Raw genomic sequence first — 20990 nt, 5'->3', positions numbered from 1 at the left:
GGACATGGCCGGGGGAGGGGCTCATGGAAGCGGTACCGGCACGGGCACGTGTCTACATCGCCTGTGTCGCCATGGCCGCGCTGCTCTGCCTGCTGCCGCTGCCGGGCGTCCGCACGCCCTGGTGGGCGGTCGGGCTGCTCGCCGCGCTGTACGCGGGCTGCGAGCGCGTCGCCCGGTCCCGGTTCGTGGGGATCTCCCATCCGGCCGGGACCTTCTACCCCGTGCTGCTCGCCGGTGCCTTCCTGTTGCCGGCGCCCGCCGCGGCGCTGGTGGCCGTGCCCGGTGCGCTGCTCTCACAGGTCGGGCAGCGGCCCGTGGCGCTGCGGCGGATCTGGCGGGCCGCCCAGCTCGTCCTCGGGGTGGGGGCCGCGGCCAGGACGCACTCGATGCTCGGCGGACGGGACGCGGTCGCCGCGGGCGACGTCCCGTACGCCCTCGGTCCCGCCGGGGCGGCCGTGCTGATGTTCTGCCTGGTCCTCGCGCTGCTCGACGGCGGGATTCTGGCCGTGGCGGAGCGGGTGCCGGTGCGGCGGGCCTGGCGGGGACTGGTGGCGCGCTCCCTCGCGCCGATCGCCGTGCACGGCCTCGCCGGGCTGATGATGGCCGTCCTCTGGCACAGCCCCTACGGACCTGTCGCCGCGCTGCTGGTGCTGCTGCCCATGTGCGTCTCCTGGTGGGCCTTCGCGCAGTACCACCGGGAACGCGCCGCCCATCAGGCGACCATCCGGGCGCTGGTCCAGGCCGTCGACATCAAGGACGGGTACACCCGCGGGCACAGCGAGCGCGTCGGGCAGGCCTCCATGATGATCGCCCGCGAGCTGGGCATGGACGACGAGCGCGTCGAGGTGCTCCGCTTCGCCGGGATCCTGCACGACGTGGGCAAGCTCGGCGTGCCCACCCGGCTGCTCAGGAAGGACGGGCCGCTGACACCCGAGGAGCGGCGGGTGATCGAGCTGCACCCCGAGTACGGGCACGAGATGGTGCGCGGCATCGGCTTCCTCGGCGAGGCCCGCGCCGCCGTGCTGCACCACCACGAGCGGCTGGACGGCAGCGGCTACCCCTACGGCCTGGTGGGCCGTCAGATCCCCGAGTCCGCACGGGTGGTGGCGGTCGCCGACGCCTTCGACGCCATGACCTCCACCCGCAGCTACAGCAGGGCCCGGCCCGTCGCCGTGGCCCTGGCGGAGCTGGAGCGGTGCGCGGGCAGCCAGTTCGACCCGGTGATGGTCGCGGCCCTCGTCGAAGCCGTCGGGCGGACGGGATGGCACCCCGCGGTGACCGCCGACGACGAGGAGACCCGCCCGTCCCGTGTCCCCCCGCCCGGCGCGCCCCTCTCCAGCCGGCCGGGAGCACACCGATGAGCGCCTACCGGCCGCCACCGCTCCTCACCCTCGTCCACGCCTGCGCCGCCCTCCTCGCCGCCGGATCCCTCGCCGTCACCCTCCACCACGGGCTCGAGGAACGCCGGGTCGCCCTCGCCTTCGGCGTCCTCGTCACCGTCGGCGAGCTCACCCGGCGCAACGGCGCCCACGTCCGGGAGCCGGCACCGCTCGGAGCCGCCGCGGCCCTGTCCTACGCGCTGCTCGGAGAGGCCGGCGGGCAGCCCACGCACCACGGCCTCGCCCAGGTCGTCGCCGTCGTGCTGGCCGCGTCGCTGCTCGGCAGCGTGCCGCACGTCGCACGCGGGCAGGGGCCCACCCTCGACCACCTGGCGCGCCGCGTGCTCACCGTCGGGTTCGTCGCCGTGTGCTTCCAGCCCCCGTACAGCCGGGGGATGTTCGACGACTGGGGCGGTCCCGCCTACGCGCTGCTGCTGCTCGCGCTGCTCTCCCTGACCGCGCTGTGCGACGCGGTGCTCGCCGCCGCGCTGGCCCACTGCCGCACCGGCTGGCCCTTCGGGCCGGTGCTGCGGGACGAGCTGCGGGGCGTGTGCGGCATCGGGTCCGCCGTCATCGCCACCGGGGCGGTGATGGCGCTGGCGGTCGCCGTCGTGGGGCTGTGGGCGCTGCCCGTCTTCTCCGTGCCGCTGCTGCTCGCCCAGATGTCGTTCCGGCGGTACGCCGCCGTCCGGGCGACCTACCGGCAGACCATCGCCTCCCTCGCCCGGGCCACCGAGGTCGCCGGCTACACCCCGGCCGGGCACGCCCGGCGCGTCGCCGGGCTCAGTCTGGCGGTGGGGCGGGACCTGGGGCTGACCGAGCCCGAGCTGGCCGTGCTGGAGTACGCCGCGCTCATGCACGACATCGGCCAGTTGAGCCTCGTCGACCCGGTGCCGGCGGGCGCCACCGCCGCGCTGCCGGCCGCGGAGCAGCGGCGGATCGCGCTGCTCGGCGGGGCCGTCGTACGGCACACCGGCGTCGACGAGGCGGTGGCCGTGGTCGTGGAGCGGCAGGCCGACCCCTACGCCGAGCAGCCACTCGCCGCCCGAATCGTCCGGGCCGTGAATGCGTACGAGGAGAAGTCCCGGGAAGGAGGGCCCGGCGGGCCGCTGACGGCGCTGGAGGAACTCCGGCTCGCCACCTCCGGGACGTACGCCCCGGAGGTGGTGGAATCACTGGCCCGCGTACTGGCAAGGAGCAGTCTGACCCTGACCGTGGCTGGGTAACCCATGGGTAATGAGCGCCCTCGAGGCCGTACGTGGTTGGATGCGAAGGAGAAGGTGTCCGGGGGCTCGAAACACAGCTACGGCCAGCCCACCGCACGGAACTGGCAGGCGGGAATCGTGAGGATCTTCGGCAAGGGACGGCACCGGCCCTCCGCCTCCTGGCGGCAGGCCACAGACCGGGCGTTCACCCTCATCGGCGACGGCCGGTACGAGGACGCGGGCGCACTGTTGACACGTGCCGCCGATCTGGAGCCCTGGCTTTCCGAGTCCTGGTTCAACCTCGCGCTGCTGCACAAGTTCCGGCACGACTGGGAGCAGGCGCGGGCGGCCGGACTGAGGGCCGTGGCGCTGCTGGACCGGGACACCGGCGCGCCCGACTGGTGGAACGTCGGCATCGCCGCCACCGCGCTGCAGGACTGGCCGCTGGCCCGGCGTGCCTGGCAGGCCTACGGGCTGCGGGTGCCTGGGGCGGCCAACGACGCCGGTGAGCCCGTCGGCATGGACCTCGGCAGCGCGGCCGTACGGCTGTCCCCGGAGGGGGAGGCCGAGGTCGTGTGGGGACGGCGGCTGGATCCCGCGCGGATCGAGGTGCTGTCCATTCCGCTGCCGTCCTCGGGGCGGCGCTGGGGCGAGGTCGTGCTGCACGACGGTGTGCCGCACGGGGAGCGGACCACGGCCGCCGGGCACACCTACCCGGTGTTCGACGAGATCGAGCTGTGGGCGCCCTCGCCCGTGCCGACGTGGGTGGTGCTGCTGGAGGCGGCGACGGAGACGGACCGGGACGCGCTGGAGCAGCTCGCCGCGGACGCCGGGTTCGCCGCGGAGGACTGGTCTTCCTCGGTGCGGTTGCTGTGCCGGATGTGTTCCGAGTCCCGTATGCCGTCGGACGAGGGTGACGGAGAGCACCTCGACCCGCATGATCACAGTGAGCCGGGGCATCCCGGGCCGCTGGGCCATCGGACCGACGGGCAGCTGTGGGTGCCGGAGCGGGAGTGCGGGTTGGCTGCGCCGGCTTCGCTGGTCCGGGGGTTGCTGGACGGGTGGGTTGCCGACAGTCCGGATTCTCGGGATTGGCGGGATTTGGAAGAGGTGTGCTAGGTCGCCTGACCGGTGCGGCGCCGTGGGGGCTGATCGCGCAGTTCCCGGCGCCCCCAAGATAAGAAGGCGCGTCCGACACCGGCGTAATCTGTATCAGCATCTCGGCCCGGTCAGTTTCAGGAAGGCGTACGCGACGTCATGGCTCAGCAGGACACCGATCAGCAGCACACGGGCGTGCTCCCCGTCGACGACGAGGGGTACGTGATCGACACGCAGGGCTGCGAGGAGCGCGAGGCGGCCTGGCGGGAGCGGGGGACCTCGCGGCCGATCACGGTGGTCGGGAACCCGGTGCTGCACAAGGAGTGCAAGGACGTCACCGACTTCGGCGACGAGTTCCAGCAGCTCGTCGCGGACATGTTCGCCAGCCAGCGCACGGCCGAGGGCGTGGGTCTCGCCGCCAACCAGATCGGCGTCGACGCGAAGGTCTTCGTCTACGACTGCCCGGACGACGAGGGTGTCCGGCACACCGGCGTGGTCTGCAACCCCAAGCTCGTCGAACTGCCCGCCGACAAGCGCCGCCTGGACGACAGCAACGAGGGCTGCCTGTCGGTGCCCACCGCGTACGCGCCGCTGGCCCGGCCCGACTACGCCGAGGTGACCGGGCAGGACGAGAAGGGCAACCCGATCCGGGTGCGCGGCACCGGATACTTCGCACGGTGTTTGCAGCACGAGACGGACCACCTGTACGGCTACCTGTACATCGACCGGCTCTCCAAGCGGGAACGCAAGGACGCGCTGCGGCAGATGGCCGAGAACGAGCCCCGCTACCCCGTGGTGGCCAACGACTGAGACATCAGCCTCACCAGGCGTACGGCGTCTGTTCGGGTTTCCCACCCTGAACAGGCGCCGTTCGTCTGTGCCGTTCGCCTGTCCGTCGCACGTTCGATCGCTTCTGCTCTCCTCGTGATCCGTCGGCAGTCATACAACGGAGGTTCCCGGCACTGTGGGGTAGTGAATGAAGCAAATACGTTCCCAGAACGGTCAGTTGTAGTGCTGAATGGGATGAGCGGGGTATGCAACGGCGCACGCCCGGCACGAAGGGAGGGGCGCCCGCGCCAACTGGCGGCTGAGAGGGGTTAGTTCGTGCATGCTTTGTCACACGGCACCACACCGGCACCGGCCACGATCGCAGTTCCACCGTCGCTGTCTCTCCCGGTGATCGAGGCGGCGTTTCCCCGGCAACTCCACCCGTATTGGCCGAAGTGCCAGGAGAAGACCCGGGCATGGCTGCTCGAAAAGCGGCTCATGCCCGCGGACAAGGTGGAGGAATATGCCGACGGCCTTTGCTACACCGACCTCATGGCCGGGTACTACATCGGCGCCCCCGACGAGGTCATGCAGGCGATCGCCGACTACAGCGCATGGTTCTTCGTCTGGGACGACCGTCACGACCGCGACATCGTGCACGGTCGTCCTGCCGCCTGGCGGCTGCTGCGGACCCGGCTGCACTCGGCCCTCGACTCACCCGGGGAGCACCTGCACCACGAGGACCCACTGGTCGCCGGTTTCGCGGACAGTGTGTTGCGGCTGTACGGGTTCCTGCCCCAGACGTGGAACCTCCGGTTCGCCCGGCACTTCCACGCGGTGATCGACGCGTACGACCAGGAATTCCACAATCGCACCCAGGGAATCGTGCCGACGGTCGAGGAATATCTCCGGTTACGCCGGCTCACCTTCGCGCACTGGATATGGACGGACCTGCTGGAGCCGACCGCCGGCTGCGAACTGCCCGACGCTGTGCGGAAACACCCGGCATATCGGAGGGCGGCGCTGCTGAGCCAGGAATTCGCCGCCTGGTACAACGATCTGTGCTCGCTACCGAAAGAGATTGCGGGCGACGAGGTGCACAATCTCGGAATCAGTCTCATCACCCATGAGGGGCTGACTCTGGAGCAGGCGGTCGCGGACGTAAGAGGCCGTGTCGAGATATGCGTCACCGATTTCATCGACGTCGAGCAGGAAGCCTTACGGTTCGCCGACGAACTTGCCGACGGCTCCGTGCGGGGGAAGGAACTGAGCGCCGCCGTGCGGGCCTGTCTGAGCAATATGCGGAACTGGTTCAGTTCCGTCTACTGGTTCCACCATGAGTCCGGCCGGTACATGGTCGACAGCTGGGACGACCGGTCCACGCCCCCGTACGTCAACAACGAAGCGGCAGGTGAGAAATGACCGTCGAGTCTGTGAAGCCCGAAACCCCGCCCGCCGTGGAGCTGCGGGAGCCGCCCCGGGCAGGCGGTGGCGTCCCCCTCCTCGGGCACGGCTGGAGGCTGGCGCGCGACCCGCTGGCGTTCATGTCCCGGCTGCGCGACCACGGCGACGTCGTGCGACTGAAGCTCGGGCCGAAGACGGTGTACGCCGTCACCACCCCGGCCCTGACCGGCGCCCTGGCGCTGAGCAACGACTTCATCATCGCCGGGCCGCTGTGGGAGTCCCTGGAGGGCCTGCTCGGCAAGGAGGGCGTGGCCACGGCGAACGGGCCGCGGCACCGGCGCCAGCGGCGCACCATCCAGCCCGCCTTCCGGCTCGACGCCATCCCCGCCTACGGCCCGATCATGGAGGAGGAGGCCCACGCGCTCACGGAGCGCTGGAAGCCCGGCGAGACGATCGACTGCACCTCCGAGTCCTTCCGGGTAGCCGTGCGCATCGCGGCCCGCTGCCTGCTGCGCGGCGACTACATGGACGAGCGGGCGGAGCGGCTGTGCGTCGCCCTCGCCACCGTCTTCCGCGGGATGTACCGGCGGATGGTGGTCCCGCTCGGGCCGCTCTACAACCTGCCGCTCCCGGCCAACCGCGAATTCAACCGGGCATTGGCCGATTTGCATCTCCTGGTCGACGAGATCGTCGCCGAGCGCCGGGCATCCGGTCAAAAGCCGGACGATTTGCTGACGGCATTGCTGGAGGCGAAGGACGAGAATGGCGACCCGATCGGGGAACAGGAGATCCACGATCAGGTCGTCGCGATCCTCACCCCCGGCAGCGAAACCATCGCCTCCACGATCATGTGGCTGTTGCATATGCTCGCGGAGCATCCAGAACACGCCGACCGGGTGCGTGACGAAGTGCATGCCGTCACCGGTGGGAGGCCGGTGGCATTCGCAGACGTCCGAGGACTCAGGCACACCAACAATGTCGTCGTCGAGTCCATGCGTTTGAGCCCGGCCGTCTGGATTCTGACGCGTCGGGCGGTGCGGGACACGGAACTCGGTGGATACCGTATTCCGTCCGGGGCGGACATCATCTACAGCCCGTACGCGATCCAGCGCGACCCGAAGTCGTACGAGCGGAACCTGGAGTTCGACCCCGACCGCTGGCTTCCGGACCGGGTCAAGGACGTCCCGAAGCACGCCATGAGCCCCTTCAGCGTGGGCAACCGCAAGTGCCCGAGCGACCACTTCTCCATGGCCCAGCTGACGCTGATCACGGCGGCGCTGGCGACCAGGTTCCGCTTCGAGCAGGTGGCGGGGTCGAGGGACGACACGCGGGTGGGGATCACGCTCCGGCCGCACGACCTGCGGGTGCGGCCGGTGGCGAGGTGAGAGATTGGCTTCAGGCCGCCTCCGGGCCTTTGAACGTCCGCCGGTAGGCGTTCGGGGTGGTCCCGACCACCCGGACGAAGTGGTGGCGCAGTGTGGCCGCGTTGCCGAACCCCGTTCGGCCGGCGATCGCGTCCATGGTCTCGTCCGTCGCCTCCAGCAGCCGCTGGGCCAGCAGCACGCGCTGGCGCAGGATCCAGCGGTAGGGAGTCGTGCCCGTCTCCTGCTGGAAGCGGCGGGCGAAGGTGCGCGGGGACATGTGGGCGCGGTCGGCCAGCTGCTCGACGGTGACTTCCTCGTCCAGGTGCCGCTCCATCCACGCCAGCACCTCGCCGATCGTGTCCCCCTCCGAATGCGGCAGCGGGCGCTCGATGTACTGGGCCTGGCCGCCGTCGCGGTGCGGCGGCACCACCATCCGCCGGGCGATCTTGTTGGCGACCTCGGTGCCCTGCTCCTTGCGCACCAGGTGAAGGCAGGCGTCGATCCCCGCGGCCGTGCCGGCGGAAGTGATCACAGGGTCCTCGTCGACGTAGAGCACGTCCGGCTCCACGACCGCCCGCGGGTACTGCCGGGCGAGGTCCCGCGCGTGCTTCCAGTGCACGGCGCAGCGGCGGTCGTCCAGGAGCCCGGCAGCGCCCAGCACGAAGGCGCCGGAGCAGACGCTGAGCACCCGGGCGCCGCGGTCGACCCCGCGCCGCAGGGCCTCCAGCAGCTCCGGCGGGAACTCGCGGGACGCGTAGCTCTGCCCGGCCGGTACGGCGATCAGGTCGGCCCTCTCCAGCCGCTCCAGACCGTGCTCGACGTGCAGTGAGAAGCCCGCGTTCATGCGCAGGGACGGGCCCTCGGCCGAGGCGACGGCGAAATCGTAGACCGGCAGGCCGTCGTCGCTGCGGTCGGTGCCGAAGACCTCGCACACCACACCGAGTTCGAAAGGATTCACGCCGTCGAGCAGGACGACGGCCACGTTCTGGAGCATGTCTCCAGTGTGCCTCGCCCGTGGCAGTAATTCGAGGGTCTACGGCAGTACTGCCACTGACGGTAAGGAGTCATCAGCGCGACAGTGGTGTCCATGAACACGAACCAGATCGAAGCACTCATCGGAATGACCGCCACCCTCGGGATCCTGGTCCTCCTGGTCCTCCCGTCCGTGATCGGCCTGGTGCGCGAGAGGCGCATCGACCGCCAGATCAGGGAGGCCCAGGAGGCCCGCGCGAGCGAACCGGCTCAGAAGTCCTCGTCCAGGTCGACGGTGCCCTCCACCGCCACCTGGTACGCGGAGGGCCGCCGCTCGAAGAAGTTGGTCAGCTCCTGAACCCCTTGGAGCTCCATGAAGGAGAAGGGGTTCTCGGAGCCGTGGACCGGAGCGAAGCCGAGGCGGGTGAGCCGCTGGTCGGCCACGCACTCCAGGTACTGCCGCATCGACTCGGTGTTCATGCCCGGCAGGCCGTCCCCGCACAGGTCGCGCGCGAACTGCAGCTCGGCCTCGACGGCCTCCCGGAGCATGTCCGTCACCTCCTGCTGGAGCTGGTCGTCGAAGAGCTCCGGCTCCTCCTTGCGGACGGTGTCGACCACGTCGAAGGCGAAGGACATGTGCATCGTCTCGTCGCGGAACACCCAGTTGGTGCCGGTGGCCAGGCCGTGCAGCAGGCCCCGGCTGCGGAACCAGTAGACGTACGCGAAGGCGCCGTAGAAGAACAGGCCCTCGATGCACGCGGCGAAGCAGATCAGGTTGAGCAGGAACCGGCGGCGGTCGGCCTGCGTCTCCAGCCGGTCGAGGTTGTCCACCGAGTCCATCCACTTGAAGCAGAACGAGGCCTTCTCGCGGATGGACGGGATGTTCTCCACGGCCGCGAAGGCCGCCGCGCGGTCCTCCGGGTCGGGCAGATAGGTGTCGAGCAGCGTCAGATAGAACTGGACGTGCACGGCCTCCTCGAAGAGCTGACGGCTCAGATACAGCCGCGCCTCGGGAGAGTTGATGTGCTTGTACAGCGTCAGCACCAGGTTGTTGGCGACGATCGAGTCGCCCGTGGCGAAGAAGGCGACGAGCCGGCCGATCAGGTGCTGCTCCGCCGGTGACAGCTTGGCGAGGTCGGCGACGTCCGAGTGGAGGTCGACCTCCTCCACGGTCCAGGTGTTCTTGATGGCGTCCCGGTACCGCTCGTAGAAGTCCGGGTAGCGCATGGGGCGCAGGGTGAGCTCGAAGCCGGGGTCGAGAAGGTTCTGGGTGCTCATTACTGGCAGGCCTCGCAGGACTCGGGGTTTTCCAGGGAGCAGGCGACCGCGTCGGGATCCGGGGTGGCCTGCACGGGGACGGTGGCCCGGGCGGCGCGGGCGATGCGGGTCGCCGGGCGCGAGCGCAGGTAGTAGGTCGTCTTCAGCCCGGACTTCCAGGCGTAGGCGTACATCGAGGAGAGCTTGCCGATGGTCGGCGTCTCCAGGAACAGGTTCAGGGACTGGGACTGGTCCAGGTACGGGGTCCTGGCCGCCGCCATGTCGATCAGGCCGCGCTGCGGGATCTCCCACGCCGTGCGGTACAGGGCGCGGACGTCCTCGGGGATCCAGGCGAAGTCCTGCACCGAGCCGTTGGCCTCGCGCAGGGCCTCCCGGCTGCGGGCGTCCCACACGCCGAGCCGCTTCAGCTCGTCCACCAGGTAGGAGTTGACCTGGAGGAACTCGCCCGACAGCGTCTCGCGCTTGAACAGGTTGGACACCTGCGGCTCGATGCACTCGTACACGCCCGCGATGGAGGCGATGGTGGCCGTGGGGGCGATGGCGAGGAGCAGCGAGTTGCGCATGCCGGTGGTGGCGATGCGCTCGCGCAGGGCCGCCCAGCGCTCCGGCCAGGCCGGCTCCACGCCGTAGTGGTCGGGGTGCAGCACGCCCCTGGCCGTCCGGGTCTTCTCCCAGGCCGGCAGCGGTCCGTTGCGCTCGGCGAGGTCGGCGGAGGCCTCGTACGCGGCGAGCATGATCCGCTCGGCGATGCGGGTGGAGAGGGCCTTGGCCTCGGGCGAGTCGAAGGGCAGGCGCAGCTGGAAGAAGACGTCCTGGAGGCCCATGGCGCCGAGGCCGACCGGGCGCCAGCGGGCGTTGGAGCGGCCCGCCTGCTCGGTCGGGTAGAAGTTGATGTCCACGACCCGGTCGAGGAACGTCACGGCCGTACGGACGGTTTCGTCCAGTCGCTCCCAGTCGAGGTCCCCGGTCGATGTGTCGACAAAGGAACCCAGGTTGACCGAGCCCAGGTTGCAGACCGCCGTCTCCCCGTCGCTGGTGACCTCCAGGATCTCCGTGCAGAGGTTGGAGGAGTGGACGACGTGACCGGGCTCGGCCGTCTGGTTGGCGGTGCGGTTGGCGGCGTCCTTGAAGGTCATCCAGCCGTTGCCGGTCTGCGCGAGGGTGCGCATCATGCGGCCGTACAGCTCGCGGGCGGGCAGGGTCTTCTTCGCGAGGCCCTTCGCCTCGGCCGCCCGGTACGCGGTGTCGAACTCCTCGCCCCACAGGTCGACGAGTTCGGGCACGTCCGCGGGGGAGAACAGCGACCACTGCGCGTCGGCGTTCACCCGCCGCATGAACTCGTCCGGCACCCAGTGCGCCAGGTTCAGGTTGTGCGTACGCCGGGCGTCCTCGCCGGTGTTGTCGCGCAGCTCCAGGAACTCCTCGATGTCGGAGTGCCAGGTCTCCAGGTAGACCGCGGCGGCGCCCTTGCGGCGGCCGCCCTGGTTCACGGCCGCGACCGAGGCGTCGAGGGTCTTCAGGAACGGGACGATGCCGTTGGAGTGGCCGTTGGTGCCGCGGATCAGGGAACCGCGGGCGCGGATGCGGGAGTACGCGAGTCCGATGCCACCGGCGTGCTTCGACAGCCGGGCCACCTGGTGGTAGCGGTCGTAGATGGAGTCCAGCTCGTCCTTGGGGGAGTCGAGGAGGTAGCAGGACGACATCTGCGGATGCCGGGTGCCCGAGTTGAAGAGGGTGGGGGAGGAGGGGAGGTAGTCGAGGCGGCTCATGAGCCCGTAGAGCGCGGCGACTTCGTCGACGGAGCGGCGGGTGTCGTCCTCGGCGAGACCGGCGGCGACGCGCAGCATGAAGTGCTGGGGCGTCTCGACGACCTTGCGGGTGATCGGGTGCCGGAGCAGGTAGCGGCTGTGCAGTGTGCGCAGGCCGAAGTAGCCGAAGCGGTCGTCGGCGCCGGGGTCGATCAGGGCGTCGAGCCGGGCGGCGTGGAGCCGCACGAACTCGGCGGTGCGGTCGGCGATGAGGCCCTCCCGGTGGCCGACCGCGACGGACTCGGTGAAGGACGTGACGCCCTGTGAGGCGGCCTCTTCGCGGATGGAGATGGTCAGCAGCCGGGCGGCCAGCCGGGAGTAGGCGGGGTCCTCGGAGATCAGACCGGCCGCGGCCTCCGTCGCCAGCTCCCGCAACTCCGCTGTGATCACCGTCTCGGTCCCCTGCGCGGACCGGCCGCGCAGTGCGGCGGCGGCGACCCGGCCGGCCTCGGTGTCGGGGAGGTCGGCGGTCAGCTCGGTCAGGGTCCGCAGCAACGCGGCACCGGGAGCGTCAGGCTCTTCTTCGGCGGCTGAGACCGGTTCGGCTGGCGCGATGGTCACGTGGGGCTCTCCCTCGCTCGGCACGGGGCCTCGTCGAGGGCAGGGGGCAGCACACGAGCGCACGCGGCGTCGCGTCCACCGGCCCATTCCACGAGGCCCGGACGTCAGGCACACCGGCCGGGTGGCCGGGTGCGCTGTCGGCAGGTCCTCGGACTGACGCCCATGCGTATATATGGGCATGGGTACACCGTTGCGGGACAGTTCCGGATTCGCACCGGATTCCCCTGCGGCGACAGCGAGCATGAGCATACATCTTGTGCCGGGTTCCGGTGACACCCCCAGATGTTGTGTCGCACGCGACAGCGGGCCACCGTGAGGGACTCTCACGGTGGCCCGCTGCGGGTTGTCTGTGGTTGATCGCGCAGTTCCCCGCGCCTCTGAAGTCAGTGAGCGGAACCGGCAGTGGCAGGGGGGAGTTCGACCTGGACTCCCGGGTCGCCCGCGTCCGCCGTGTAGTCCTCCGGCTTGGTCTCGTCGATGCCGTCGGGGGCCTTCAGGGCCCTCAGGACGAAGGTCAGGACCACCGTCACCACCACGTTCAGGACGAACGCCGTGAGGCCGATGTAGCCGATCTCCCCGATGCCCGGGATCTCCTTCGCGGAGCCGCCGAAGTGCTTCTGGGTCGGGGAGGCGACGCCGTACGCGGCGACCGTGCCGTAGATCATGCCGACCGCCCAGCCCGCGAGCAGGGCCCAGCGGTGGAACCAGCGGGTGAACAGGCCGCCGACCAGGGCCGGGAACGTCTGGAGGATCCAGATGCCGCCCAGGAGCTGGAAGTTGATGGCGACCGTCTTGTCCATGGTGAGGACGAAGGCCAGGGCGCCCACCTTCACCAGCAGGGAGACCAGCTTGGAGACCTTGGTCTCCTGCGCCGGTGTGGCGTCCGGCTTGATGAAGTCCTTGTAGATGTTGCGGGTGAAGAGGTTCGCGGCCGCGATGGACATGATGGCCGCGGGCACCAGCGCGCCGATGCCGATCGCCGCGAACGCCACACCCGCGAACCAGTCCGGGAACATCGTCTCGAACAGCTGCGGGATCGCCAGCTGCCCGTTCTGCACCTTGATGCCGGCCGCGATCGCCATGAACCCGAGCAGCGCGAGCAGCCCCAGCATCAGGGAGTACAGCGGCAGGATCGTGGTGTTGCGGCGGATCACCTCACGGCTCTTCGAGGACAGCGTCGCGGTGATCGAGTGCGGGTACATGAAGAGGGCCAGGGCGGAGCCCAGCGCCAGGGTGGCGTACGTCCACTGGCCGGCCTCGGCCGGAACCAGCGCACCGCGCGGCGCGCCCGTGGCCGGGTTGGTCTGGCTGTACGCCTCGCCGGCCTTGGCGAAGATGTCGTCGAAGCCGCCCAGCTTGATCGGGATGTAGATGATCGCCACCGCGATGACGATGTAGATCAGCGTGTCCTTCACGAACGCGATGAGGGCGGGGGCCCGCAGACCCGACGAGTACGTGTACGCCGCCAGCACGCCGAACGCGATCAGCAGCGGCAGGTCCTTGATGAACCAGTTGGTGTTCTCGCCGCCGCCGACGCCCATCACGTCCAGCACGGCCTGGATGCCGACCAGTTGGAGCGCGATGTACGGCATCGTCGCCAGGATGCCGGTCACCGCCACCGCGAGCGACAGGCCCTTCGAGCCGAAGCGGCCGCGCACGAAGTCGGACGTCGTGACGTACCCGTGCTTGTGGGACACCGACCACAGGCGGGGGAGGAAGGTGAAGATCAGCGGGTACACCAGGATCGTGTACGGCACGGCGAAGAAGCCGGCCGCCCCCGCCGCGTAGATGGCCGCCGGGACGGCGACGAAGGTGTACGCCGTGTACAGGTCGCCGCCGAGCAGGAACCAGGTGACCCAGGTGCCGAACGAGCGGCCGCCCAGGCCCCATTCGTCGAGGCTGTGCTCGTTCTCGGCCTTGCGCCAGCGCGCGGCGAGGAAGCCCATGACCGTCACGGCCAGGAAGAAGAAGATGAAAACGGCGAGTGCGACGCCGTTCACGCCGTCCTTCACTGCGACGCACCGCCCTTCGCGGCCGAGCGGGCGCGCTGGTCACGCTGCCACAGCTTGTAGGCGATCATCGTCAGGACGGTGGAGATGAGCACCCACGCCATCTGGTACCAGTAGAAGAACGGGATCCCGATGAAGGCCGGGTCGGCCTTGGCGTACGAGCCGACCCACAGCATGGCCACGAACGGCGCTATGAGGCAGACCGCGATGACGACGCGCATGGGCGTCACCACCGGCTCTCTGCTGACTTCCGGGGCTTGCGACATCAGGCGGCTCCGTCCCCTTGGTGATCACCTGTGTAATGCGCAGGCAATCTAGGTCAGGGTGAGCCGCGTGCGGAAGCCCTCGTCCGTAATGCGGTACCCCAAATCGCGTCCTACTCCTGCGGGCGCTTGAGCCGGGCCACGAACTTGTACCGGTCCCCCCGGTACACCGACCGCACCCACTCCACCGGCTGGCCGTCCCGGTCCAGCGAGTGCCGGGAGAGCATCAGCATCGGCAGGCCGACGTCCGTGCCGAGCAGGCCGGCCTCGCGCGGGGTGGCCAATGACGTCTCGATGGTCTCCTCGGCCTCCGCGAGATGGACGTCGTAGACCTCGGCGAGCGCGGTGTACAGGGACGTGTACTTCACCAGCGAGCGGCGCAGGGCGGGGAAGCGCTTCGCGCTCAGGTGGGTGGTCTCGATGGCCATCGGCTCGCCGTTGGCCATGCGCAGCCGCTCGATGCGCAGCACGCGTCCGCCGGGTGTGATGTCGAGCAGCCCGGCGAGGCGGTCGTCGGCGGTGATGTAGCCGATGTCCAGCAGCTGCGAGGTGGGTTCGAGGCCCTGGGCGCGCATGTCCTCGGTGTACGAGGTCAGTTGCAGCGCCTGGGAGACCTTCGGCTTGGCGACGAACGTGCCCTTGCCCTGGATGCGCTCCAGCCGGCCCTCGACGACCAGCTCCTGCAGCGCTTGGCGCACGGTCGTGCGCGAGGTGTCGAACTCCGCCGCCAGTGTGCGCTCGGGCGGCACGGGCGTGCCGGGAGCCTGGGTCTCGGTCATGTCGAGCAGGTGCTTCTTCAGGCGGTAGTACTTGGGCACACGCGCGGTACGGACGGGCACCCCGTTCTCGTTCTCCGCACTGCTGACGTCGGTGCTCATGCTTCGCCTTCCCGGCTCGGTCTGCCGACACGATCCCACTTGTATACCGTCGGCGTCTCTTTTGGTCTAGTCCACCCATTGCTGTGGTCTACCCGCAGTATGCCGTGCCCACCCGGGTTTCGCTGGCTTCTTACTTAAAGGTTCCTGCATATGTAGGTCGCATAACGGCTGGTCAGGGCTGTATCGGGGCCCTTGACAGGCATTCTGGTCTGGTCCAAGCTCCCCGTACTGGTCTACACCATTGGTCCAGGCCCGGCCCCACGTTCACTGCGAGGAGCCAGGGGGGTTGTGGGATCCCTGAGGAGGGTGGCGTGAAGCGCAAGCTGACAGCCGCGATCGGTATCGCGGGCATGATGGTCTCCATCGCGGCGTGCGGCGGCGAGGGTAACGGGGGTTCCGACAAGGGCGCGGACGCCAAGGAACTGACCGTCTGGCTCACCGTCGACGCCCAGAACAACTGGCCGGAGCTGGTGAAGGCCGCCGACGCCGCGGTGAAGAAGAAGCACCCCGGCGTCAAGATCAACCACGAGTACTACGGCTGGCCCGACAAGAACGCCAAGCTCGACGCCGTCCTCGCCACGGACAAGGTCCCCGACGTGGTCGAGATGGGCAACACCGAGATGCTCGGCTACATGGTCAAGGGCGCCTTCGCCCCCGTCGACCAGGGTGCGTTCGACAACTCGGACGCCTGGCTGGACGGTCTCAAGGCCTCGGTGACCTACGAGGGCAAGACCTACGGCGTCCCCTACTACGCCGGCGGCCGGGTCGCCAACTGGCGCAAGGACGTGGCGGCCTCCGTCGGGGTGAAGTCGACGCCGAAGACGTACAAGGAGCTCACCGACGCCCTGGACAAGATCCAGAAGAAGCAGGGCGACACGTTCAACGCCTGGTACCAGCCCACCCGCGACTGGTACGCGGCCATGTCCTTCGTCTACGACGCCGGCGGCGCCATCGCCACCGAGTCGGGCGGCCGCTGGAAGGCCTCCCTCTCCTCGCCCGAGTCCCTCAAGGGCCTGAAGGAGTTCAAGAACGTCGTCGACTCCTACATGCACGGCGACAAGACCAAGGACGAGTCCGACCGCTACATCGTCTACGGTCAGGGCAAGTCCGCCATGATCTTCGCGGCCGCCTGGGAGGGCGCGACCGCCGAGGACCCGAAGAACGACAAGACCGGCAAGCTCAAGGGCAATCTCGAGAACTTCGTGATGCCCGGCCCGTCCGGCAAGAACATGCCCGTCTTCCTGGGCGGCTCCGACCTCGCCGTGCCGGTGAAGTCCGACGCGCAGGCCCTGGCAGCCGAGTGGATCAACGCGTTCACCGGCTCCTCCGGGCAGAAGGGCCTGATGGCCAAGGGCAACCTGCCCAACAACAAGACCGACCTCGCGACGCTCAAGAACGACCCGAAGACGGCGGTCCCCGCCACCGCGGCCGAGTCCAACTGGTTCGTCCCGATGGCCCCCGGCTGGGGCCAGGTCGAGAAGGCCCAGATCCTGCAGACCATGCTGCAGAGCATCGGCACCGGCAAGAAGTCCGTCGAGGCCGCCGCCAAGGACGCGGACGCCGCGATCGACAAGGTCATCAACACCAAGTGACCTTCGGGCGGAGCCCCACCGGGTGGGGCCCCGCCGTCGTCAAGACCTGAGGGACCGCCGAGGAGCGCGCGATGAGTGCCGCAGACACCCACATTCCTGCCAAGGTGCCGCCACCGCGGCAGGCACCCCCGCCGCCCCCCGAGAACCGGCGGCCCCGAGGGCGGCGCACATCGGGCGGGGCCGCGGTCCCCTGGCTGCTGCTCGCGCCCTGCCTGCTGATCCTCGCCCTGGTCATGGGCTATCCGCTGGCCCGGCTGGTCACCCTGTCCTTCCAGAAGTTCGGGCAGTCCCAGTTGTGGGGCTTCCAGCCGGCCGAGACGGTCGGGTTCGACAACTTCGCCAAGGTGCTGGGCGACGGCGAGTTCTGGGCCGTCGTGCTGCGCACGATCGTCTTCGCGGCCGGCGCCGTCGTCTTCACGATGGTGATCGGCATGGCGCTCGCCCTGCTGCTCCAGAGGGTGTCCGGCTGGCTGAAGATGCTCATCAACATCGTGCTGGTGGCCAGCTGGGGCATGCCGGTGATCGTCGCGACCACCGTCTTCAAGTGGCTCTTCGACTCCGACTACGGCGTCTTCAACGCGCTGCTCAGCAAGCTGCCCGGCGTCGAGATGATCGGCCACAACTGGTTCGCCAGCGGGCCCGAGGGCCTCGCCGTGATCATGCTGCTGGTCATCTGGGGAGCCGTGCCGTTCGTGGTCATCACGCTCAGCGCCGGTCTCACCCAGGTCCCGAAGGAACTGGAGGAGGCCGCCCGTCTGGACGGCGCCGGCTCCTGGGGCGTCTTCCGCTACGTCACCCTGCCCGTCCTCAAGCCGATCATCGTGATGCTCACGACCCTGTCGGTCATCTGGGACATGGGCGTCTTCCCCCAGGTGTTCGTCATGCGGGGCGGCCACCCCGAGCCGGAGTTCCAGGTCCTCAACACCTACTCCTACGACCGGGCGTTCGTGGTCAACGACTACGCCCAGGGCTCGGCCATCGCACTGATCACCGTCCTGCTGCTGCTCGGCGTGGTCGCCGTCTACATGCGGCAGATGCTGAAGATCGGAGAGGTCGAATGAGCACGCTCGCCGGAGCCGGCCGCCGCAAGTCGCGGCTGGGCTGGAACCTCCTCGGCCTCCTGGTCTTCGTCACCGCCGGATTCCCGCTCTACTGGATGCTCAACACGGCGTTCAAGCCCGCCGAGGACGCCATCGACCCGGACCCGAGCCTGCTGCCGACCGGCCTCACGCTCGACAACTTCACCCGGGCGCTGGACATCGCCGACTTCTGGGGTCCGGTCGGCCGCAGCATGGTGGTGTCGCTGGCCGTGGTCGTCGTGGGCATGGCCGTGGGGCTGCTGGCCGCGCTCGCCATCTCCCGGTTCGCCTTCCGCGGCCGCAAGATCGTGATCGTGGGCATCCTCGCGGTCCAGATGGTCCCCCTGGTCGCCATGATCATCCCGGTGTTCCTGCTCCTCAACGACCTGGGCCAGTACGACCGGCTCACCGGCCTCATCATCACGTACCTGACCTTCGTCCTCCCGTTCACGGTATGGACGCTGCGGGGCTTCATCGTCAACATTCCGAGGGAACTGGAGGAGGCGGCCATGGTCGACGGCTGCTCCCGCACCGGCGCCTTCCTCCGGGTCGTCTTCCCGCTCCTGGCCCCCGGCATGGTCGCCACCTCGGTCTACGGTTTCATCCAGGCCTGGAACGAGTACCTCTACGCCCTGATGCTGCTCAGTCAGAAGAACCAGACCGCGACCGTCTGGCTCGGCAACTTCACCACCAAACACGGCACCGAATACGCCCCGATGATGGCCGGCGCCACGATGATGGCCGCGCCGATCGTCGCCCTCTTCCTCCTCGTCCAGCGCAAGATGGCCGCGGGCCTGACCGCGGGCGCCGTGAAGGGATGACCTCACCCGATGACGACACTCGCCAGCGGCACCGACACACTCACCCGCGACGCCCTGACGGTCCTCCAGCCCGGCTTCACCGGCACCACCGCCCCCGACTGGCTGCTGCGCCGGCTCGGTGAGGGGCTCGCCTCCGTCGGACTGTTCGGCCGCAACATCGCCTCACCCGGCCAACTGGCCGCCCTCACCGCCCAGCTGCGGGCCGAGCGCGACGACGTCCTCGTCGCCATCGACGAGGAGGGCGGTGACGTGACCCGGCTGGAGGTGCGCAGCGGCTCCTCCTTCCCGGGCAACCACGCGCTCGGCGCGGTCGACGACGTGGAGCTGACCCACCAGGTCGCCCACGAACTGGGCCGCCGCCTCGCCGCCTGCGGCGTCAACCTCAACTGGGCCCCCTCCGCCGACGTCAACTCCGACCCGCGCAACCCGGTCATCGGCGTCCGCTCCTTCGGCGCCGACACCGAACTGGCCGCCCGGCACACCGCCGCCTATGTGACGGGCCTCCAGTCCGCCGGGGTCGCCGCCTGTACCAAGCACTTCCCGGGCCACGGCGACACGGCCGTCGACTCCCACCACGCCCTGCCGCGCATCGACGTCTCCGCCGACGTGCTGGCCGAGCGTGAACTGGCCCCGTTCCGCGCCGCCATCGCCGCCGGCACCCGGGCCGTCATGAGCGCCCACATCCTGGTCCCGGCCCTCGACCCCGACCGCCCGGCCACCCTTTCCCGCCGCATCCTCACCGGCCTGCTCCGCGGCGAGCTCGGCTACGACGGCCTCATCGTCACCGACGGCATGGAGATGCGCGCCATCGCGGGCACCTACGGCATCGAACGCGGCAGCGTCCACGCCGTCGCCGCCGGTGCCGACGCGATCTGCGTGGGCGGAGGCCTGGCCGACGACGCGACCGTACTGCGCCTGCGGGACGCCCTCGTCGGGGCCGTGCGCTCGGGCGAACTCCCGGAGGAACGCCTGGCCGAAGCCGCCGACCGGGTACGCGCACTGGCCCGCTGGGCGGGCACGGCAGGCCGCCCGGCCGAGGACGCCCATGGCACCGAGATCGGCCTGCACGCCGCCCGCCGCGCCCTCACCGTGACCGCCGCGCCGGGCCTCGGCAGCCCCGACACCTTCGAACCCCTCACCGAACCGCCCTACGTCGCCGCCCTCACCCCGGTCGCCAACATCGCGGTCGGCGACGAGACCCCGTGGGGCATCGCGGCGGAACTCGTCCACCTTTTGCCGGGCACGGTGACAGGCAGCTTCTCCGCCGGGGACGGCCCGGAGAACGAGGCCGGGAAGAGCGCCGGACGGGCGGCCCTTCAGGCGGCCGGCCCGCGCCGCATCGTCGCCGTCGTCCGTGACGAACACCGCCACCCCTGGATGGCCTCGGCCCTCGACACCCTGCTGGCGGCCCGCCCCGACACCGTCGTCGTCGAGATGGGCGTCCCCCAGGCCGCCCCGCGCGGCGCCCTGCACATCGCCACCCACGGCGCGGCCCGCGTCTGCGGCCGGGCGGCGGCCGAGGTGATCGCCGGGATCCCGGGGACGTGAGAGCGCGTGGGTGAACCGGTCGGTCCGGCGCGCTCCGGGCAGGCCCGGCCGAGGACGCCCTCGCCCCGGCGATGAGTTCCGGCCGGGTGACGAGTCTCCTCCGGTGACCGCCGCCGCGGCGCCGCAGGACGTCGCCCGGTACGAGACTCCACGGAGGACACCATGACCACCACGCCGGACGAACCGACCACCGCACTGCCCGGCCGCCCGCCCGTCGTGGACCTCGCCACCTGGCAGACCGCCCGTGACGAGCTGCTGGTCCGCGAGAAGGCCCACACCCGCGAGGGGGACGCCATCGCCGCGGCCCGCCGCCGGCTGCCGATGGTGGAGTTCGACGGGAAGGTCGAGGTCGTCGGACCCGACGGGCCGATCCCCTTCCTGGACCTGTTCCAGGGCCGCGACGAGCTCGTGGTCTACCAGCACATGTGGTACGACGGCGCACCGCACCAGGGGCAGTGCGAGGGCTGCACCACCACGGCCTGGCACCTGAAGGACGCCGTCTACCTCAACGCCCGCGGCGTCTCGTTCGCCGTGCTCACCACGGGCCGCTGGGACGAGGTGGCCTCCTACGTCGAGTTCATGGGCTACACCCAGCCCTGGTACTCGGTGCGCGACGTGGCCGCGCCGGTCGGCGGCGACATGGGCTACCTCACCTGCTTCCTGCGCGACGGCGACCGCGTGTTCCTCACCTACCGCACGACGGGCCGCGGCAACGAGCGGGTCAACGGCTCCTTGGGCCTCCTCGACATGACGCCCTACGGCCGCGGCGAGCGTGGGAGGACAACCCCGAGGGCCGGCCCGAGGGGCGCGGCCGGTGCTGGTCCTGGCGCTCGGACGCGGACGGGAACGCCACCTGGGGCCCGACCAGCCGTCCCGTACCGCAGTGGACCCGCCCCGGCGCGACCCCCGTGGAGACCCTCGGCCGACACGGCCACCACCACTGACGTGAGCGAGCAGGTACAC

17 protein-coding genes, 1 pseudogene and 1 riboswitch are annotated in these 20990 nt (G+C 70.0%); of the genes and pseudogenes, 12 read left to right on the top strand and 6 right to left on the bottom strand.

Annotation, left to right across the window (positions count from 1 at the left end):
• Positions 1-23: 23 nt before the first annotated feature.
• The 6 genes from ACIRDU_RS24115 (at position 24) to ACIRDU_RS24090 (ending at position 7239) form a co-directional block, all read left to right on the top strand.
• On the top strand, positions 24-1361 hold the full coding sequence (locus tag ACIRDU_RS24115) for an HD-GYP domain-containing protein (RefSeq protein ID WP_403582496.1): 1338 nt from the start codon (positions 24-26) through the stop codon (positions 1359-1361).
• Positions 1358-2605 carry an HD domain-containing protein gene (locus tag ACIRDU_RS24110; RefSeq protein WP_403582494.1) on the top strand — a complete coding sequence of 416 codons (1248 nt, stop codon included), beginning with the start codon at positions 1358-1360 and terminating at the stop codon, positions 2603-2605. Before ACIRDU_RS24115 ends, ACIRDU_RS24110 begins: the two co-directional genes overlap by 4 nt.
• Before the next feature lie 117 nt (positions 2606-2722).
• A complete protein-coding gene (locus tag ACIRDU_RS24105) occupies positions 2723-3703 on the top strand; it encodes a tetratricopeptide repeat protein (protein ID WP_403582638.1) in 981 nt (326 codons plus the stop codon).
• 138 nt (positions 3704-3841) lie between these two features.
• A complete protein-coding gene (gene def / locus ACIRDU_RS24100; protein WP_403582492.1) occupies positions 3842-4492 on the top strand; it encodes a peptide deformylase in 651 nt (216 codons plus the stop codon).
• Positions 4493-4786: 294 nt separating this feature from the next.
• Entirely contained in the window at positions 4787-5872 is a 1086-nt protein-coding gene (gene cyc1, locus ACIRDU_RS24095; protein WP_403582490.1) for an epi-isozizaene synthase, read from the top strand.
• Positions 5869-7239 carry a cytochrome P450 gene (locus tag ACIRDU_RS24090; RefSeq protein ID WP_403582488.1) on the top strand — a complete coding sequence of 457 codons (1371 nt, stop codon included), beginning with the start codon at positions 5869-5871 and terminating at the stop codon, positions 7237-7239. The genes cyc1 and ACIRDU_RS24090 overlap by 4 nt, the downstream gene beginning before the upstream one ends.
• A gap of 10 nt (positions 7240-7249) precedes the next feature.
• Here the strand turns inward: ACIRDU_RS24090 and ACIRDU_RS24085 are convergent, their stop codons facing one another.
• Complete coding sequence (locus ACIRDU_RS24085; protein WP_403582486.1) at positions 7250-8212, bottom strand: GlxA family transcriptional regulator; 963 nt, start codon at positions 8210-8212, stop codon at positions 7250-7252.
• Between the two features lie 93 nt (positions 8213-8305).
• On the opposite strand from ACIRDU_RS24085, the gene ACIRDU_RS24080 reads away from it, so the two are divergent.
• Entirely contained in the window at positions 8306-8548 is a 243-nt protein-coding gene (locus tag ACIRDU_RS24080; RefSeq protein ID WP_403582485.1) for a hypothetical protein, read from the top strand.
• On the opposite strand, the gene ACIRDU_RS24075 is transcribed toward ACIRDU_RS24080, so the two are convergent.
• The 5 genes from ACIRDU_RS24075 to ACIRDU_RS24055 form a co-directional block, all read right to left on the bottom strand.
• The gene (locus ACIRDU_RS24075; RefSeq protein ID WP_403582483.1) at positions 8461-9468 is read right to left on the bottom strand and encodes a ribonucleotide-diphosphate reductase subunit beta; all 1008 of its coding nucleotides are present in this window, start codon (positions 9466-9468) and stop codon (positions 8461-8463) included. The two genes, ACIRDU_RS24080 and ACIRDU_RS24075, sit on opposite strands and share 88 nt — an antisense overlap.
• The gene (locus ACIRDU_RS24070) at positions 9468-11837 is read right to left on the bottom strand and encodes a ribonucleoside-diphosphate reductase subunit alpha (RefSeq protein WP_403582482.1); all 2370 of its coding nucleotides are present in this window, start codon (positions 11835-11837) and stop codon (positions 9468-9470) included. The genes ACIRDU_RS24075 and ACIRDU_RS24070 overlap by 1 nt, the downstream gene beginning before the upstream one ends.
• A 121-nt stretch (positions 11838-11958) precedes the next feature.
• Positions 11959-12116: riboswitch (cobalamin riboswitch) on the bottom strand.
• A 104-nt stretch (positions 12117-12220) separates the two neighbouring features.
• Positions 12221-13849 (bottom strand): monocarboxylate uptake permease MctP, encoded by a 1629-nt coding sequence (gene mctP / locus ACIRDU_RS24065; protein ID WP_403582480.1) that lies wholly within the window; start codon positions 13847-13849, stop codon positions 12221-12223.
• Positions 13846-14112 carry a DUF3311 domain-containing protein gene (locus ACIRDU_RS24060; RefSeq protein ID WP_403582478.1) on the bottom strand — a complete coding sequence of 89 codons (267 nt, stop codon included), beginning with the start codon at positions 14110-14112 and terminating at the stop codon, positions 13846-13848. Before ACIRDU_RS24060 ends, mctP begins: the two co-directional genes overlap by 4 nt.
• 110 nt (positions 14113-14222) lie before the next feature.
• Complete coding sequence (locus ACIRDU_RS24055; RefSeq protein ID WP_309097218.1) at positions 14223-14987, bottom strand: GntR family transcriptional regulator; 765 nt, start codon at positions 14985-14987, stop codon at positions 14223-14225.
• A 311-nt stretch (positions 14988-15298) separates the two neighbouring features.
• Between ACIRDU_RS24055 and ACIRDU_RS24050 the strand changes: the two genes are divergently transcribed.
• The 5 genes and pseudogenes from ACIRDU_RS24050 to ACIRDU_RS24030 all read left to right on the top strand — a co-directional run bounded on the left by ACIRDU_RS24050 (position 15299) and on the right by ACIRDU_RS24030 (position 20971).
• The gene (locus ACIRDU_RS24050) at positions 15299-16579 is read left to right on the top strand and encodes an extracellular solute-binding protein (RefSeq protein WP_403582476.1); all 1281 of its coding nucleotides are present in this window, start codon (positions 15299-15301) and stop codon (positions 16577-16579) included.
• Positions 16580-16650: 71 nt separating this feature from the next.
• Positions 16651-17640 (top strand): carbohydrate ABC transporter permease, encoded by a 990-nt coding sequence (locus tag ACIRDU_RS24045; RefSeq protein ID WP_403582474.1) that lies wholly within the window; start codon positions 16651-16653, stop codon positions 17638-17640.
• Positions 17637-18479 carry a carbohydrate ABC transporter permease gene (locus ACIRDU_RS24040; RefSeq protein ID WP_403582472.1) on the top strand — a complete coding sequence of 281 codons (843 nt, stop codon included), beginning with the start codon at positions 17637-17639 and terminating at the stop codon, positions 18477-18479. Before ACIRDU_RS24045 ends, ACIRDU_RS24040 begins: the two co-directional genes overlap by 4 nt.
• 9 nt (positions 18480-18488) lie before the next feature.
• Positions 18489-20027 carry a glycoside hydrolase family 3 protein gene (locus tag ACIRDU_RS24035; RefSeq protein WP_403582471.1) on the top strand — a complete coding sequence of 513 codons (1539 nt, stop codon included), beginning with the start codon at positions 18489-18491 and terminating at the stop codon, positions 20025-20027.
• Between the two features lie 162 nt (positions 20028-20189).
• Positions 20190-20971 (top strand): annotated as a pseudogene (locus ACIRDU_RS24030) (DUF899 family protein).
• Positions 20972-20990: the final 19 nt, after the last annotated feature.

Origin of the sequence: Streptomyces sp. NPDC093598 (assembly GCF_044764825.1) — a bacterium.
In the GTDB taxonomy this organism is placed as follows: domain Bacteria; phylum Actinomycetota; class Actinomycetes; order Streptomycetales; family Streptomycetaceae; genus Streptomyces.
The sequence above is the reverse complement of the archived record's forward strand: the minus strand, read 5'-3'. Positions and strand labels throughout refer to the sequence as shown.

Coding starts and splice junctions, on each gene's coding strand:
- ACIRDU_RS24040 (WP_403582472.1), top strand. CDS start 17,637: ATGAGCACGCTCGCCGGAGCCGGCCGCCGCAAGTCGCGGCTGGGCTGG.
- ACIRDU_RS24080 (WP_403582485.1), top strand. CDS start 8,306: ATGAACACGAACCAGATCGAAGCACTCATCGGAATGACCGCCACCCTC.
- def (WP_403582492.1), top strand. CDS start 3,842: ATGGCTCAGCAGGACACCGATCAGCAGCACACGGGCGTGCTCCCCGTC.
- ACIRDU_RS24115 (WP_403582496.1), top strand. CDS start 24: ATGGAAGCGGTACCGGCACGGGCACGTGTCTACATCGCCTGTGTCGCC.
- ACIRDU_RS24055 (WP_309097218.1), bottom strand. CDS start 14,987: ATGAGCACCGACGTCAGCAGTGCGGAGAACGAGAACGGGGTGCCCGTC.
- ACIRDU_RS24045 (WP_403582474.1), top strand. CDS start 16,651: ATGAGTGCCGCAGACACCCACATTCCTGCCAAGGTGCCGCCACCGCGG.
- ACIRDU_RS24110 (WP_403582494.1), top strand. CDS start 1,358: ATGAGCGCCTACCGGCCGCCACCGCTCCTCACCCTCGTCCACGCCTGC.
- ACIRDU_RS24060 (WP_403582478.1), bottom strand. CDS start 14,112: ATGTCGCAAGCCCCGGAAGTCAGCAGAGAGCCGGTGGTGACGCCCATG.
- ACIRDU_RS24035 (WP_403582471.1), top strand. CDS start 18,489: ATGACGACACTCGCCAGCGGCACCGACACACTCACCCGCGACGCCCTG.
- ACIRDU_RS24085 (WP_403582486.1), bottom strand. CDS start 8,212: ATGCTCCAGAACGTGGCCGTCGTCCTGCTCGACGGCGTGAATCCTTTC.
- ACIRDU_RS24090 (WP_403582488.1), top strand. CDS start 5,869: ATGACCGTCGAGTCTGTGAAGCCCGAAACCCCGCCCGCCGTGGAGCTG.
- ACIRDU_RS24075 (WP_403582483.1), bottom strand. CDS start 9,468: ATGAGCACCCAGAACCTTCTCGACCCCGGCTTCGAGCTCACCCTGCGC.